Genomic DNA, 12,688 nt, shown 5'->3' with positions numbered 1-12,688 from the left:
AGATCGGGGCCTGGAAACAGGCCTCAGCCCTGTTTGCCCTTGCCTTCCTCAGCCTCAATACGATCCAGCTCTTTATCCAGCGCGGCGGTAGTCGCCACGGCCGTGCCCATGCCCGGCTTCTTCTCACCCAAACGCGCCAGGAGAATGCCCAGTTCGTACAACAGGCACATCGGCACTGCCAGCATGAACTGCGACACCACGTCCGGCGGCGTGACGATGGCGGCGATCACGAAAGCCCCTACGATCACATAGGGCCGCACTTCCTTCAGCTTGCTGATTTCCACCAGCCCGGCCTTGACCAGCAGGATGACGGCGACCGGCACTTCAAAAGTGATGCCAAAGGCAAGGAACATGGACATGACGAAGGAGAGGTACTGTTCGATGTCCGGCGCAGGAACAATGCTCTTCGGCGCAAACTCGGCAATGAACTTGAAGACCGTGCCGAATACGAAGAAGTAGCAGAAGGCCATTCCCATCAGGAACAGCACCGTACTGCCGAGCACCAGCGGAATCGCCAGCCGCCGCTCGTGGGCGTACAGCCCCGGTGCGATGAAGGCCCAGGCCTGATAGAGCACCACGGGCAGCGCAATCACGAAAGCCACCAGCATGGTCACCTTTACCGGCACGAAGAACGGCGTGACCACGCCGGTCGCAATCATGTGCGTACCTTCGGGGAGAGTGCGCATCATCGGCATTGCGAGCAAGTCGTAGATGGTGCCGGCCCAAGGCATCAGGCAGACGAATACAACGACGATGGCGATGATTGCCCGCAGCAGGCGATCACGCAGCTCAACCAGATGGGCGATGAAAGTCTCGTGCTGCTCGCTCATGCCTTGTCCGCAATCCTGGGCGTGTCACTGGCCGACGATGAAGCCGCAGGCTCCTTGGCCTGGTCGCCCCCCAAGCCAAGTTCAAGCTGAGGGCTGGGCTCGGCCGGTACGACGGGCGCCTCTCCAACCGGTGCGCCCCCCCCTTCCACCTTGGCCTGCGTTTGCGCGACCTCCGGCAGAGCAGCGCGAACCTCTTCCGCCGTCTGATGAACTTCAGCCTCCACCTTCGCCATCTGGGAACGCATGGAGTTCTCCAGGTCGCTGGCCTGTTGTTGCACCTGCTGCTGCAGCGACTTCAATTCCTCAAGCTGCATTTCACGCTGGATATCCGACTTCACGTCCGAAACATAGCGCTGCAATCGCCCCAGCAGATGCCCCGCCGTGCGCGCCACCTTGGGTAGGCGCTCGGGCCCGATGACGATCAACGCCACCACTCCGATGATGAGCAGCTCCGAAAAACCAAAATCGAACATGATTTCAGGTCCGCTGCGAAAACGAAGGGGCGCTCCTGTGGGCGCCCCTCGCCTCGCGGGTTACGCGTAGATCAGGAATGGGTCTTCTCGACCTTTTCCCGCGCCTCGCCATCGATGGTCTGGCCGTGGCCGGAAATCTTCTGCTGGGATGCGGCATCGGCGCCGCCGTCAGCCTCCTTCATCCCGTCCTTGAAACCCTTGACCGCACCACCCAGGTCCTGCCCGATGTTGCGCAACTTCTTCGTGCCGAAAACCAGCAGCACGATGACCAGCACGATCAGCCAGTGCCAGATGCTCAATGAACCCATACCGCTCTCCTTAACGCTTCAGCATGGGCGGCAGGGGGTCCGGCCCGCCCAACACGTGAACATGAAGATGATACACCTCCTGCAAACCGACCCGCCCGGTGTTCACGATGGCTCTGAACCCATCAGCACAGCCTTGTTCCCGGGCCAGCCGCCCCGCAACCACCATCGCACGCCCCATGGCAGCTTCGTGCTCTGCGACCAGCTCGGCCATCGAAGGAATATGAACCTTGGGGATGACGAGGATATGAACCGGAGCCTGAGGCTGGATATCGTGAAAGGCGAGGACATGCTCGTCCTCGAAGATCTTGCGCGCCGGAATCTCTCCAGCAACGATACGGCAGAAGATGCACCCGCTCATCGCCGCCTCTCAGCCCTTGCGCGACCGCTTCTCGTCGATGCCGGACACGCCTTCACGACGGCGGAACTCCGCCAGCACGTCGTCTACGGAAAGACCATAGTGCCCCAGCAACACCAGGGAGTGGAACCAGAGGTCGGTGACCTCGCGAACGATGTGCAGGCGCTCGCCGTCCTTTGCCGCCATGATGGTCTCGGCCGCCTCTTCGGCGACCTTCTTGCAGATCGCGTCAGTACCTTTGGCATAGAGGCTGGAGACGTAAGAGGATTCGGGAGAGGCGCCCTTGCGCTCCGCTATGGTCGCTGCCACACGGTGCAACACTTCGATATCGATCATTTGTAGATATCCTTCGGGTCCTTGAGAACCGGCTCGACGGCCTCCCACCGGCCATCCGCGAGATAGCGCTGGAAGAAGCAGCTGTGCCGCCCGGTGTGGCAGGCGATGCCGCCAACCTGCTCGACCTTGAGCAGCACCACATCGTTGTCACAATCGATCCTGATATCCAGGACCTTCTGTACATGGCCAGACTCTTCGCCCTTGTGCCACAGCTTGCGCCGGGAGCGGGACCAATACACCGCCTCGCGCAATTCCGCGGTGCGTTGCAGCGCCTCGCGGTTCATCCAGGCAAACATCAGCACGTCACCAGTGGCCGCTTCCTGCACGATGACCGGCACCAGGCCGTGCTCGTCCCACTTGACCTCATTCAACCACTTGGTACTCGCACTCACAGCCTGACCTCGATTCCCCGCTCTCGCATCAACTCTTTGGCTTCCCGCACCGTGTGCTGCCCGAAATGGAAGATGCTGGCGGCAAGCACCGCATCCGCGCGGCCTTGAGAGACACCTTCAGCCAAGTGCTCAAGCGAACCCACGCCTCCGCTGGCGATCACAGGAATCGCCACCGCATCGGCAATCGCCCGGGTAAGCCCCAGGTCGAAACCGGCCTTGGTGCCATCCCTGTCCATGCTGGTCAGCAGGATCTCCCCCGCGCCGAGACGGGTAACCCGCTGCGCCCACTCGACTGCATCCAGTCCGGTGTTGTTGCGGCCACCATGGGTGAACACTTGCCATTTGCCCGGCGCAGTCTGCTTGGCGTCAATCGCGACCACGATGCACTGGCTGCCGACCTTGTCGCTGGCTTCCTGCACCACCTGCGGATTGTTCACCGCCGCGGTGTTGATGCTGACCTTGTCCGCCCCCGCGTTCAGCAGCCGGCGCACATCCTCCACCGTGCGCACGCCACCGCCCACCGTCAGAGGAATGAAGACCTGGTCCGCTACCTGCTCGACGACGTGCAGGATGATGTTCCTGTCGTCGGAGCTGGCAGTGATGTCCAGGAAGGTGATCTCATCCGCGCCCTGCTCGTCGTACCGCCGGGCAACCTCCACCGGGTCGCCCGCATCCCGCAACTCAAGGAAGTTGACACCCTTCACCACGCGCCCCGCATTCACGTCGAGGCAGGGGATGATGCGTTTGGCGAGCATCAGGAAGCGGCGCCGTTGAGTTCATCGGCGCGCGCCTGACCTGCAGCGAAATCCAGGGTGCCTTCGTAGATCGCCCGGCCGGTGATGGCCCCCATCACCCCTTCCGCCTCGACCGCACACAGCGCGTCGATGTCGGTCACGGAAGCAATGCCACCGCTGGCGATTACCGGAATACGGAGCGCCTGGGCGAGACGCACGGTGGCGTCGATGTTGACGCCAGAAAGCATGCCGTCGCGACCGATATCGGTGTAGATCACGGCCTCGACGCCGTAATCCTCGAACTTCTTCGCCAGGTCGACCACGTCGTGGCCGGTCATCTTGGACCAGCCATCCACCGCAACCTTGCCGTCCTTCGCATCCAGACCGACGATGATGTGGCCGGGAAAGGCACCACAGGCATCGTGCAGGAAACCGGGATTCTTCACCGCCGCAGTACCGATGATGACGTAGGTGATACCGTTGTCCAGATAACGCTCAATGGTGTCGAGATCGCGGATACCGCCACCCAATTGCACCGGAATGTCGTCGCCGACCACCTGAGTGATAGCGCGGATGGCAGCCTCGTTCTTCGGTTTGCCGGCAAAGGCGCCGTTGAGGTCTACCAGATGCAGGCGACGTGCGCCTTGGTCCAGCCAGTGCTTCGCCATGGCAGCCGGATCTTCGGAGAAGACCGTCGCATCGTCCATTTCGCCCTGCTTCAGGCGAACACAGTGACCGTCTTTGAGGTCGATGGCGGGAATCAGCAACATACCGGGATCTGAAACAGTAAGGGATGAAGAAAGGAACCGGTTGCGCTCACGGCGCCCAGCGTATGAAGTTGGAAAGCAGCTGCAAACCTGCTTGCGCGCTCTTTTCCGGGTGGAACTGGACCGCAAAGATATTAGCCCGTGCTACCGCACTGGTAAAGCGCAGGCCATAGTCGGTCTCGGCGGCGGTCACGGCATCATCCGCCGGCGACACGAAGTAGCTATGGACGAAGTAGAAGCGCTCTCCGTCGGGGATACCCTCCCACATCGGGTGGGCCGCCGTCCGCTGCCAGACCTCGTTCCAGCCCATGTGCGGAACCTTCAGCCGAGCTCCGTCGGCAAGCGCCATGCGCGCCTCGGGAAACCGCACCACCTTGCCCGCCAGCACGCCCAGACCGGGCACATCGCCTTCCTCGCTGTGCTCGAACAACATCTGCTGGCCGATACAGATCCCGAGAAAGGGTTTGCTTGCCGCTGCTTGCAGCACTGCCGGGCGCAGGCCGCGCAGATCGAGCTCTCGCATGCAGTCCGGCATCGCCCCCTGGCCGGGAAAGACGACCCGCTCGGCCGCCGCAACAACCGCGGGATCGGAGGTCACCACGACCTCACGCCCCGGAGCGACATGCTCGATTGCTTTGGCGACCGAGCGCAGATTGCCCATGCCGTAATCGATGATGGCCACACAGGTCATCGCTGGTATCCGTCTGTCTGGATGAGAGGTGCGCCCGGGCAGCCAGCGCTGCTCAGAGCGCGCCCTTGGTGGAGGGAATGGCGCCCAGGGCACGATCATCGCGCTCAGCAGCCATACGTAGTGCCCGCCCGAAGGCCTTGAAGATGGTTTCGCACTGATGGTGCGCGTTGTCGCCCCGCAGATTGTCGATGTGCAGGGTGACTCCGGCGTGGTTCACGAAGCCCTGAAAGAACTCCCGCGCCAGATCCACATCGAAGCTGCCAATACGCGCGCGGGTATATTCGACGAAGTAGTGAAGCCCCGGACGGCCAGAGAAATCAACGACCACCCGCGACAGCGCCTCGTCGAGCGGCACGTAGGCATGCCCGTAGCGGCGTATGCCCTTCTTGTCACCGATGGCGCGAGCAAAGGCCTGGCCCAGCGTGATGCCGACGTCTTCCACCGTGTGGTGGTCATCGATGTGCACGTCCCCCTCCGCCTTCACTTCGAGATCGATGGCACCATGGCGGGCGATCTGATCCAGCATATGGTCGAGGAAGGGCACCCCGGTGGCGAGTGTCGCCTTGCCGGTACCGTCGAGGTCGATCCGGACGGAGATCCGGGTTTCCAGGGTGTCGCGCTTTACGTCTGCTTGCCGCATGGCTTGAAACATCACTACAGGTGGGAATCGAGGCCCATGATAACATCGCCCGGCTCCGCAGCAGCAAAGCAAGCTTCGGGCAAAACCCGCCTCGGCGCGGGGTTTCGGCCTTGCCATGCTGCTGCCGTCTGGCCTGGCGGCACCTGCCCGGCCCTCTCGCACTCGGACCCATCAAGCCATCATGAGCCGTTACTGGAGCCCCATCGTTCACCGCCTGACACCCTACGTGCCGGGGGAGCAGCCCAAGCTCGACAAGCTGATCAAGCTTAATACCAACGAGCACCCCTACGGCCCGTCGCCGCGGGCAGTCGCTGCGATCCGTGAAGCGGCGGACGACAGCCTGCGCCTCTATCCGGATCCGAATGCAGACAAGCTGAAAGCCGTACTGGCGCAGCGCCATGGGCTCACCCCGGCGCAGGTATTCGTCGGCAACGGCTCGGACGAGGTGCTGGCCCATGCCTTCCTCGGCTTGCTGAAGCAGGACCACCCACTGTGGTTCCCCGACATCACCTATAGCTTCTATCCGGTGTATTGCGGTCTCTACGAGATCGCCTACGAAACCCTCCCCCTGGCCGATGACTACAGTCTGCGTCCGGAAGACTATTTGCCGTTGGCGGGCCGGCGGGCGGGCGCAATCATCTTCGCCAACCCCAACGCCCCGACCGGCCGCCTGCTCGCATTGACGGAAGTGGAGCGCATCGTGGCCGGCAACCCGGATGCAGTGGTGCTGGTGGATGAAGCCTATGTGGACTTCGGCGGCGAGAGCGCGATCCCGCTGGTGGAACGCTACCCGAACCTGCTGGTGGTGCAGACCTTCTCCAAGAGCCGCTCCCTCGCGGGCCTGCGGGTGGGCTTCGCCGTGGGCCACCCGGATCTGATCGAAGCGCTGGAGCGGGTAAAGAACAGCTTCAACTCCTACCCGCTGAACCGGCTCGCACTGGCTGGCGCGGTCGCGTCGGTGGAAGACGAAGCGCACTTCCGCGATAGCTGCGACCGGGTGATTTCCAGCCGCAGCCGCCTGACCGAGCAACTCTCAGAACTAGGATTCGAGGTGCTGCCGTCGGTGGCGAACTTCGTCTTCGCCCGCCATCCCCGGCGCGACGCCGCCGGATTGGCGGCGGCGCTACGCGAGCGCGCAATCATCGTGCGCCACTTCCGGGCACCGCGCATTGACCAGTTCCTGCGCATCACCATAGGCACCGATGCACAGTGCGATGCACTGCTTGCCGCGCTGGGAGAAATCCTGGCCTGAAAGCACTCGGCCCCGCGATCGCAGGGCCGGTTCTGTCAAACGCCGGCTCAGACCTTGAGCCGCATCTCCGCCGACCTGGCATGGGCCTGCAAGCCCTCGCCGTGAGCCAGCACTGAAGCGATCTTGCCCAGGTGCTGGGCGCCGGCTTCCGAGATATGGACGATGCTGGTCCGCTTCTGGAAGTCATACACGCCGAGTGGCGAGGAGAAGCGCGCGCTGCGCATGGTCGGCAGCACGTGATTGGGGCCGGCGCAGTAGTCGCCCAGCGCCTCCACCGCCCAGTGGCCGACGAAGATGGCGCCGGCGTGACGGATGTGGTCTATCCAATCCTCCGCCTTCTCCATCGCCAGCTCCAAGTGTTCCGGTGCGATCCGGTTGGCGATGGCGCAGGCCCGCTCCAGGCTGTCCACATGGATCAGCGCACCGCGGTTGGCCAGCGACTTGGCGATGGTTTCCAGCCGCGGCATGGTCGGCAGCAGCCGGTCTATGGCCTCGTGCACTGCGTCGATGAAGGCGGGGTCGGTGCAGAGCAGGATGGACTGCGCCAGTTCATCGTGCTCCGCCTGGGCGAACAGGTCCATCGCCACCCAGTCGGCATGACCGCTGCCATCCGAGATGATCAATACCTCGGAGGGCCCGGCCACCATGTCGATGCCCACGGTGCCGAACACCCGGCGCTTGGCCTCGGCGACGAAGGCATTGCCCGGGCCGACGATCTTGTCCACCTGCGGAATGGTCTGGGTGCCGTAGGCCAGCGCCGCCACCGCCTGGGCCCCGCCTATGGTGAAGACGCGGTCCACGCCGGTTATCTCGGCCGCCGCCAGCACCAGCGGATTCTTCTCGCCGCGCGGCGTCGGCACCACCATGATGAGCTCACCAACGCCGGCCACCTTGGCCGGAATCGCGTTCATCAGCACCGAGCTCGGGTAGGAGGCCCTGCCGCCCGGTACGTAGAGGCCGACGCGGTCCAGCGGCGTCACCTTCTGCCCCAGCCGGCTGCCGTCCGCCTCCACGTACTCCCAGGACTCCGCCTTCTGACGCTGGTGATAAGCGCGCACCCGCTCGGCAGCGATCACCAGCGCATCGCGCTGGGCGGAGGAAAGACTGGCCAGCGCCGCCTGCAGCTCATGTTTTGGAAGCTCCAGCGCCGCCATATCGCTCACATCGAGATGATCGAAGCGGCGGGTGTATTCGATGAGCGCCGCATCGCCGGTGGTGCGTACGCCGCGCAGGATCTCGGTCACCGCGTTGTCGATGCGCTCATCCGCCTCCGACTCGAAGGCGAGCAGCGCGTCCAGTTCGGCGAGGAAGCCAGGATTGCGGGCATCCAGGCGGCGGATGGCGGTCTTGCTCATGGCTTCACGGCTCCGGCAAAGGCCTCCAGCACTGGCTGGATGAGGTCGCGCTTCAGTTTCAAGGAGGCCTGGTTGACGATGAGGCGGGAGCTGATGTCCATGATCTCCTCCACCTCCTCCAGGTTGTTAGCCCGCAGGGTGCCGCCGGTGGACACCAGATCCACGATGGCGTCGGCCAGGCCGACCAGCGGCGCCAGTTCCATCGAACCGTACAGCTTGATCAGGTCCACATGCATTCCCTTGCCGGCGAAGTGGGCCTTGGCGCTGTCGATGTACTTGGTGGCGATGCGGATGCGCCCGCCGGGCCGCGTCGCCGCAGCGTAATCGAAGCCCTTGGGCGCAGCCACACACAGGCGGCAGCGGGCAATGTTGAGGTCCAGCGGCTGGTACAGGCCGGCGCCACCATGCTCCAGCAGCACATCCTTGCCGGCGATGCCGAGGTCCGCGGCGCCGTACTGCACATAGGTGGGCGTATCGGTGGCGCGCACGATGACCAGGCGCACGTCCGGCCGGTTGGTGCCGATGATGAGCTTGCGCGAAGACTCGGGATTATCGGTCGGCACAATGCCGGCGGCAGCCAGGAGCGGCAGCGTTTCCTCGAAGATGCGGCCCTTGGACAGGGCGAGGGTGATGCTGGACACGGACGAAAACCTTGCGGGGATTGGGCCGACATTGTAACCCGTGGTGGCTTCTGTTAGCCTCCGACCCACTGGCTGAACCGCCGACGGCGGTTCGGCCTTTTACTTTTTCCGGCGGACTCCCCGCCCCCGTAATCCGCTCGAGTTTTCCCGTATCGCATAATCGCGATGCGTGCTCTCGACTTCATTACCCAGGAGCAGAACCATGAAACCGGAAATCATCGTTTCGTCCCGCGACCTCGAACGCCTGGAGGCACTGCTGTTCGCCCCGGCGGCCCGCGCCCGCGGCGATCTCGATGCCCTGCGCGACGAACTCGAGCGCGCCGACGTGCGCGAGCCGGAGGACATGCCGGCCGACGTCATCACCATGAACAGCCGTGCCCGCTTCTGCGAGGAAAACACCGGCCGCGAGTATGAGCTGACGCTGGCCTATCCGCGCGAAGCGGACGCCGCCGCCGGCAAGGTCTCGGTGTTCACCCCGGCCGGCGCCGCCCTGCTCGGCCTGTCGGCCAACCAGAGCATCGACTGGGCCACGCCGGACGGCAAAGCCATCCGCTTGAAGGTGCTGGAGGTCACCTGGCAGCCGGAAGCGGCCGGCCAGTACGACCTCTGATGCCCGTCGCGGGCGCGGTGGCTGCAAGCACCGCCGCGCCGGCAGGGATCGCGCTCAGCTCAGACGCCGGACGCTGGCGCCCAGCGCGGCCAACTTGTCGTCCAGGCGCTCGTAGCCGCGGTCCAGGTGGTAGATGCGCTCTATCGTGGTCTCGCCCTCTGCCACCAGGCCGGCGATGACCAGGCTGGCGGAGGCGCGCAGATCGGTCGCCATCACCGTCGCCCCCTGCAGCCGCTCGACGCCGTGCACTACCGCGGTATTGCCGTCGATGCGGATGTCGGCCCCCAGGCGCTGTAACTCCACCGCATGCATGAAGCGGTTCTCGAAAATGGTTTCCCGTATCATCGCGGCCCCCTGGGCCACGCAGTTCAGCGCCATGAACTGCGCCTGCATGTCGGTGGGGAAGGCGGGATAGGGCGCGGTACGCAGGCTTACCGAGTTGAGCCGGGCAGGCGCCTTGATGCGGATAGCTTCGCGCTCGCTGGTGACATCGCAGCCGGCGTCCATCAACTTGTCCACCACCGCATCCAGATAGCAGGACGAGGTGCCGGTAAGCCGGACTTCGCCGCCGGTCACCGCCGCCGCGCACAGGTAAGTCCCGGTCTCGATGCGGTCCGGCATGATGCGGTGGGTCGTACCGTGCAGCCGCTCGACGCCGCGGATGCGGATCACGTCCGAACCGGCACCGGAAATCTGCGCGCCCATCGCGACCAGGCAGTTGGCGAGATCGACCACTTCCGGCTCGCGGGCTGCGTTCTCGATCACCGTTTCGCCGTCGGCCAGGCAGGCCGCCATCATCAGGTTCTCGGTGCCGGTCACCGTCACCATGTCGGTGAACAACCGCGCGCCCTTCAGGCGCGGCACGCTGGCCTGCACGTAGCCATGCTCCACCCGCACGTCGGCGCCCATCGCCTGCAAGCCGCGGATGTGCTGATCCACCGGGCGTGCGCCGATGGCGCAGCCGCCCGGCAGCGACACCCTGGCCTCGCCGCAGCGCGCCACCAGCGGCCCCAGCACCAGGATGGAGGCACGCATGGTCTTCACCATTTCATAGGGCGCCAGCGGATTGTCCAGGCCGGACGCATCCAGCGTCACCTCATCGCCGGCACCGCGTTCCACCTTCACGCCCATCTGCGCCAAGAGCTTGAACAGCGTGGCGATGTCGTTGAGGCGGGGAACGTTGGTGAAGGTCACCGGCTCGCGGGTGAGCAGCGCGGCGCAGAGGATGGGCAGCGCCGCATTCTTGGCGCCGGAAATGGCAATTTCGCCAGCGAGCGGGCGCCCGCCGGCGATCAACAATTTATCCATCGTGGTTCCGTTTAGAGACCGAGTTCGCCGCGCACCGTTTCCCACTTGGCCGGCGTGTAGGTCTGCAACTGCAGGGCATGGATCTCGTTGCCCATCAGCGCGCCCAGCGAGGCATACACCGCCTGGTGCTGGCGCACCATGGGCTTGCCTTCGAAGGCAGCGCTGACAACGATGCCGGTGAAGTGGACGCCGTCGTCACCCTCGATGGCGACGAAGTCACAGGGCAGGCTGGCGCCGATCAGGCGCTTGATTTCATTCGCGTCGAACATGTCTTGATCACCTCATGCACGCAGCTTGTAACCCCGGGCGAGCATGGCCAGGGTAAGCACTGCGAGCGCAACGAAACAGAAACCGACCACGGCCAGGGAGAGCCACGGCGAGACATCGGACTGGCCGAAGAAACCGTAACGGAAGCCGTCGATCATGTAGAAGAACGGGTTGGCGTGGGACACATCCTGCCACAGCGGCGGCAGGGAATGAATGGAGTAGAACACGCCGGAAAGCATGGTAAGCGGCATGATCAGGAAGTTCTGGAAGGCAGCGAGCTGGTCGAACTTGTCCGCCTGGATGCCGGCGATGACGCCCAGCGAGCCGAGGAAGGCGCCGCCGAGCACGCCGAAGGCCAGTATCCACAGCGGATGCGCCAGCGGCAAATGGACGAAGGGGATGGACACCAGCAGCACGCCGGCGCCGACGAACAGCCCGCGCAGCACCGAGGCGATCACATAAGCCGAATAGAACTCGCGGTAGGACAGCGGCGGCAGCAGCACGAACACGATGTTGCCGGTGATCTTGCTCTGGATCAGCGAAGACGAGCTGTTGGCGAAGGCGTTCTGCAGCAGCGACATCATCGCCAGGCCGGGCACCAGGAAGGCGGTGTAGTCCACCTCGCCATAGCCGGTCACGTGGCGGTCCAGCACATGGGCGAAAATCAGCAGGAAGAGCACCGCGTTGAGCACCGGAGCCGCCACCGTCTGGAAAGCCACCTTCCAGAAACGCAGCACTTCCTTGTAAAGCAGGGTGCGGAAGCCGGCCAGCGGCACCTCGCGTCCCACCGGGGGGAGTTCGGCCGGCTGGCGGGGTTGTTGCGACACTTCAGGCACTGTGCATCACCTCGACGAAGACCCGTTCCAGATCCGGCTCGCCCAGCCGCATCTCGATCAGGCCGGCGCCCGTTTCGCGCAGGCGCGCCAGCAGGGGCTCGACCTCGTGATAGCTCTCGAAGGCGAACTCCATCCAGCCTGCCTCGCCATTTACACCGCCCAGGCTAGCTGCGATTTCCGGTCGCTCCACTCGCACGCTCAGCGTATGGGTGGCAAAGCGTTGCAGCAGGTTGGCGGTGGAGTCCAGCGCCACCACCCGGCCGCCTTTCAGCATAGCGATGCGGCCGCATAGCGTTTCCGCCTCCTCCAGGTAATGAGTGGTCAGCACGATGGTATGGCCGTCGCGGTTCAGCTTGCGGATGAACTGCCACAGCCCCTGGCGCAACTCGACATCCACACCGGCGGTAGGCTCGTCCAGCACGATGACCGGCGGCCGATGCACCAGCGCCTGGGCGACCAGCACCCGGCGTTTCATGCCACCGGACAGGGCGCGCATGTTCTGATGCGCCTTGGCGGTCAGGTCAAGGTTGGCGAGGATCTCGTCTATCCAGTCGTCGTTGCCGCGGATACCGAAGTAGCCGGACTGGATGCGCAGCATCTCGCGCACCGAAAAGAAGGGATCGAACACCAGTTCCTGCGGCACCACGCCCAACCGGCGACGGGCATTGCGGTAGTCGGAAACCACATCGTGGCCCATCACTTCCAGCGTCCCGCCATCCGGTCGCACCAGCCCGGCGAGGGCGGAAATCAGCGTGGTCTTGCCGGCGCCGTTGGGGCCGAGCAGGCCGAAGAACTCGCCCTGCTCGATTTCCAGATCGACCCCGCCGAGCGCCTGCAGCGCGCCATAACGCTTGGTGACACCGGAAATGCGGATTGCGGGCAGGGTCATCGAA

18 protein-coding genes are annotated in these 12,688 nt (G+C 64.4%); 2 read left to right on the top strand and 16 right to left on the bottom strand.

Going from position 1 to position 12,688, the window contains the following annotated elements:
* Nucleotides 1-23: 23 nt before the first annotated feature.
* The 10 genes from tatC to hisB all read right to left on the bottom strand — a co-directional run bounded on the left by tatC (nucleotide 24) and on the right by hisB (nucleotide 5,526).
* Complete coding sequence (gene tatC / locus C7389_RS06480) at nucleotides 24-830, bottom strand: twin-arginine translocase subunit TatC (protein ID WP_133589543.1); 807 nt, start codon at nucleotides 828-830, stop codon at nucleotides 24-26.
* A complete protein-coding gene (tatB, locus tag C7389_RS06475; protein ID WP_133589541.1) occupies nucleotides 827-1,303 on the bottom strand; it encodes a Sec-independent protein translocase protein TatB in 477 nt (158 codons plus the stop codon). Before tatB ends, tatC begins: the two co-directional genes overlap by 4 nt.
* A gap of 71 nt (nucleotides 1,304-1,374) precedes the next feature.
* On the bottom strand, nucleotides 1,375-1,611 hold the full coding sequence (gene tatA, locus C7389_RS06470; protein WP_133589539.1) for a Sec-independent protein translocase subunit TatA: 237 nt from the start codon (nucleotides 1,609-1,611) through the stop codon (nucleotides 1,375-1,377).
* A 10-nt stretch (nucleotides 1,612-1,621) separates the two neighbouring features.
* Nucleotides 1,622-1,969 (bottom strand): histidine triad nucleotide-binding protein, encoded by a 348-nt coding sequence (locus tag C7389_RS06465; RefSeq protein ID WP_133589537.1) that lies wholly within the window; start codon nucleotides 1,967-1,969, stop codon nucleotides 1,622-1,624.
* Nucleotides 1,970-1,978: 9 nt separating this feature from the next.
* Nucleotides 1,979-2,302, bottom strand: a complete 324-nt coding sequence (locus tag C7389_RS06460; protein ID WP_133589535.1) for a phosphoribosyl-ATP diphosphatase — start codon at nucleotides 2,300-2,302, stop codon at nucleotides 1,979-1,981.
* On the bottom strand, nucleotides 2,299-2,694 hold the full coding sequence (gene hisI, locus C7389_RS06455; protein ID WP_133589533.1) for a phosphoribosyl-AMP cyclohydrolase: 396 nt from the start codon (nucleotides 2,692-2,694) through the stop codon (nucleotides 2,299-2,301). The genes C7389_RS06460 and hisI overlap by 4 nt, the downstream gene beginning before the upstream one ends.
* Complete coding sequence (gene hisF, locus C7389_RS06450) at nucleotides 2,691-3,449, bottom strand: imidazole glycerol phosphate synthase subunit HisF (RefSeq protein ID WP_133589531.1); 759 nt, start codon at nucleotides 3,447-3,449, stop codon at nucleotides 2,691-2,693. The genes hisI and hisF overlap by 4 nt, the downstream gene beginning before the upstream one ends.
* Entirely contained in the window at nucleotides 3,449-4,198 is a 750-nt protein-coding gene (gene hisA, locus C7389_RS06445) for a 1-(5-phosphoribosyl)-5-[(5-phosphoribosylamino)methylideneamino]imidazole-4-carboxamide isomerase (RefSeq protein ID WP_133589529.1), read from the bottom strand. Before hisA ends, hisF begins: the two co-directional genes overlap by 1 nt.
* Before the next feature lie 46 nt (nucleotides 4,199-4,244).
* The gene (gene hisH, locus C7389_RS06440) at nucleotides 4,245-4,886 is read right to left on the bottom strand and encodes an imidazole glycerol phosphate synthase subunit HisH (RefSeq protein ID WP_133589527.1); all 642 of its coding nucleotides are present in this window, start codon (nucleotides 4,884-4,886) and stop codon (nucleotides 4,245-4,247) included.
* Between the two features lie 52 nt (nucleotides 4,887-4,938).
* Nucleotides 4,939-5,526, bottom strand: coding sequence for an imidazoleglycerol-phosphate dehydratase HisB (gene hisB, locus C7389_RS06435; protein ID WP_133589819.1), 588 nt, complete (start codon nucleotides 5,524-5,526; stop codon nucleotides 4,939-4,941).
* Between the two features lie 181 nt (nucleotides 5,527-5,707).
* Between hisB and hisC the strand changes: the two genes are divergently transcribed.
* Nucleotides 5,708-6,778, top strand: a complete 1,071-nt coding sequence (gene hisC / locus C7389_RS06430; RefSeq protein ID WP_133589525.1) for a histidinol-phosphate transaminase — start codon at nucleotides 5,708-5,710, stop codon at nucleotides 6,776-6,778.
* 47 nt (nucleotides 6,779-6,825) lie between these two features.
* Here hisC and hisD read toward each other — a convergent pair whose 3' ends face one another.
* A complete protein-coding gene (gene hisD, locus C7389_RS06425) occupies nucleotides 6,826-8,133 on the bottom strand; it encodes a histidinol dehydrogenase (RefSeq protein ID WP_133589523.1) in 1,308 nt (435 codons plus the stop codon).
* Nucleotides 8,130-8,774 (bottom strand): ATP phosphoribosyltransferase, encoded by a 645-nt coding sequence (gene hisG / locus C7389_RS06420; protein WP_133589521.1) that lies wholly within the window; start codon nucleotides 8,772-8,774, stop codon nucleotides 8,130-8,132. The genes hisD and hisG overlap by 4 nt, the downstream gene beginning before the upstream one ends.
* A gap of 202 nt (nucleotides 8,775-8,976) precedes the next feature.
* Here hisG and rnk point away from each other — a divergent pair, with 202 nt between their 5' ends.
* A complete protein-coding gene (gene rnk / locus C7389_RS06415) occupies nucleotides 8,977-9,384 on the top strand; it encodes a nucleoside diphosphate kinase regulator (protein WP_133589519.1) in 408 nt (135 codons plus the stop codon).
* Nucleotides 9,385-9,438: 54 nt separating this feature from the next.
* On the opposite strand, the gene murA is transcribed toward rnk, so the two are convergent.
* The 4 genes from murA to C7389_RS06395 are packed head-to-tail and all read right to left on the bottom strand — an operon-like array spanning nucleotide 9,439 to nucleotide 12,684.
* On the bottom strand, nucleotides 9,439-10,692 hold the full coding sequence (murA, locus tag C7389_RS06410) for a UDP-N-acetylglucosamine 1-carboxyvinyltransferase (protein ID WP_133589517.1): 1,254 nt from the start codon (nucleotides 10,690-10,692) through the stop codon (nucleotides 9,439-9,441).
* A gap of 11 nt (nucleotides 10,693-10,703) precedes the next feature.
* Complete coding sequence (locus C7389_RS06405) at nucleotides 10,704-10,961, bottom strand: BolA family protein (protein WP_133589515.1); 258 nt, start codon at nucleotides 10,959-10,961, stop codon at nucleotides 10,704-10,706.
* A 12-nt stretch (nucleotides 10,962-10,973) separates the two neighbouring features.
* Entirely contained in the window at nucleotides 10,974-11,786 is an 813-nt protein-coding gene (locus tag C7389_RS06400; protein ID WP_425455564.1) for an ABC transporter permease, read from the bottom strand.
* Between the two features lies 1 nt (nucleotide 11,787).
* Nucleotides 11,788-12,684 carry an ABC transporter ATP-binding protein gene (locus C7389_RS06395; RefSeq protein WP_133589511.1) on the bottom strand — a complete coding sequence of 299 codons (897 nt, stop codon included), beginning with the start codon at nucleotides 12,682-12,684 and terminating at the stop codon, nucleotides 11,788-11,790.
* Nucleotides 12,685-12,688 lie beyond the last annotated feature (4 nt).

Source organism: Azoarcus indigens, from assembly GCF_004361735.1.
Lineage (GTDB): Bacteria > Pseudomonadota > Gammaproteobacteria > Burkholderiales > Rhodocyclaceae > Azoarcus > Azoarcus indigens.
Note: the sequence above shows the minus strand (reverse complement) of the source record. Positions and strands in the feature narration are given on the sequence as shown.

What these genes read in the sequence shown, in the direction of transcription:
- tatC (WP_133589543.1), bottom strand. Translation starts at nt 830, where the DNA reads ATGAGCGAGCAGCACGAGACTTTCATCGCCCATCTGGTTGAGCTGCGT.
- hisH (WP_133589527.1), bottom strand. Translation starts at nt 4,886, where the DNA reads ATGACCTGTGTGGCCATCATCGATTACGGCATGGGCAATCTGCGCTCG.
- hisC (WP_133589525.1), top strand. Translation starts at nt 5,708, where the DNA reads ATGAGCCGTTACTGGAGCCCCATCGTTCACCGCCTGACACCCTACGTG.
- C7389_RS06405 (WP_133589515.1), bottom strand. Translation starts at nt 10,961, where the DNA reads ATGTTCGACGCGAATGAAATCAAGCGCCTGATCGGCGCCAGCCTGCCC.
- hisF (WP_133589531.1), bottom strand. Translation starts at nt 3,449, where the DNA reads ATGCTCGCCAAACGCATCATCCCCTGCCTCGACGTGAATGCGGGGCGC.
- C7389_RS06460 (WP_133589535.1), bottom strand. Translation starts at nt 2,302, where the DNA reads ATGATCGATATCGAAGTGTTGCACCGTGTGGCAGCGACCATAGCGGAG.
- tatA (WP_133589539.1), bottom strand. Translation starts at nt 1,611, where the DNA reads ATGGGTTCATTGAGCATCTGGCACTGGCTGATCGTGCTGGTCATCGTG.
- C7389_RS06395 (WP_133589511.1), bottom strand. Translation starts at nt 12,684, where the DNA reads ATGACCCTGCCCGCAATCCGCATTTCCGGTGTCACCAAGCGTTATGGC.
- rnk (WP_133589519.1), top strand. Translation starts at nt 8,977, where the DNA reads ATGAAACCGGAAATCATCGTTTCGTCCCGCGACCTCGAACGCCTGGAG.
- hisB (WP_133589819.1), bottom strand. Translation starts at nt 5,526, where the DNA reads ATGCGGCAAGCAGACGTAAAGCGCGACACCCTGGAAACCCGGATCTCC.
- hisA (WP_133589529.1), bottom strand. Translation starts at nt 4,198, where the DNA reads ATGTTGCTGATTCCCGCCATCGACCTCAAAGACGGTCACTGTGTTCGC.
- murA (WP_133589517.1), bottom strand. Translation starts at nt 10,692, where the DNA reads ATGGATAAATTGTTGATCGCCGGCGGGCGCCCGCTCGCTGGCGAAATT.
- C7389_RS06465 (WP_133589537.1), bottom strand. Translation starts at nt 1,969, where the DNA reads ATGAGCGGGTGCATCTTCTGCCGTATCGTTGCTGGAGAGATTCCGGCG.
- hisD (WP_133589523.1), bottom strand. Translation starts at nt 8,133, where the DNA reads ATGAGCAAGACCGCCATCCGCCGCCTGGATGCCCGCAATCCTGGCTTC.
- tatB (WP_133589541.1), bottom strand. Translation starts at nt 1,303, where the DNA reads ATGTTCGATTTTGGTTTTTCGGAGCTGCTCATCATCGGAGTGGTGGCG.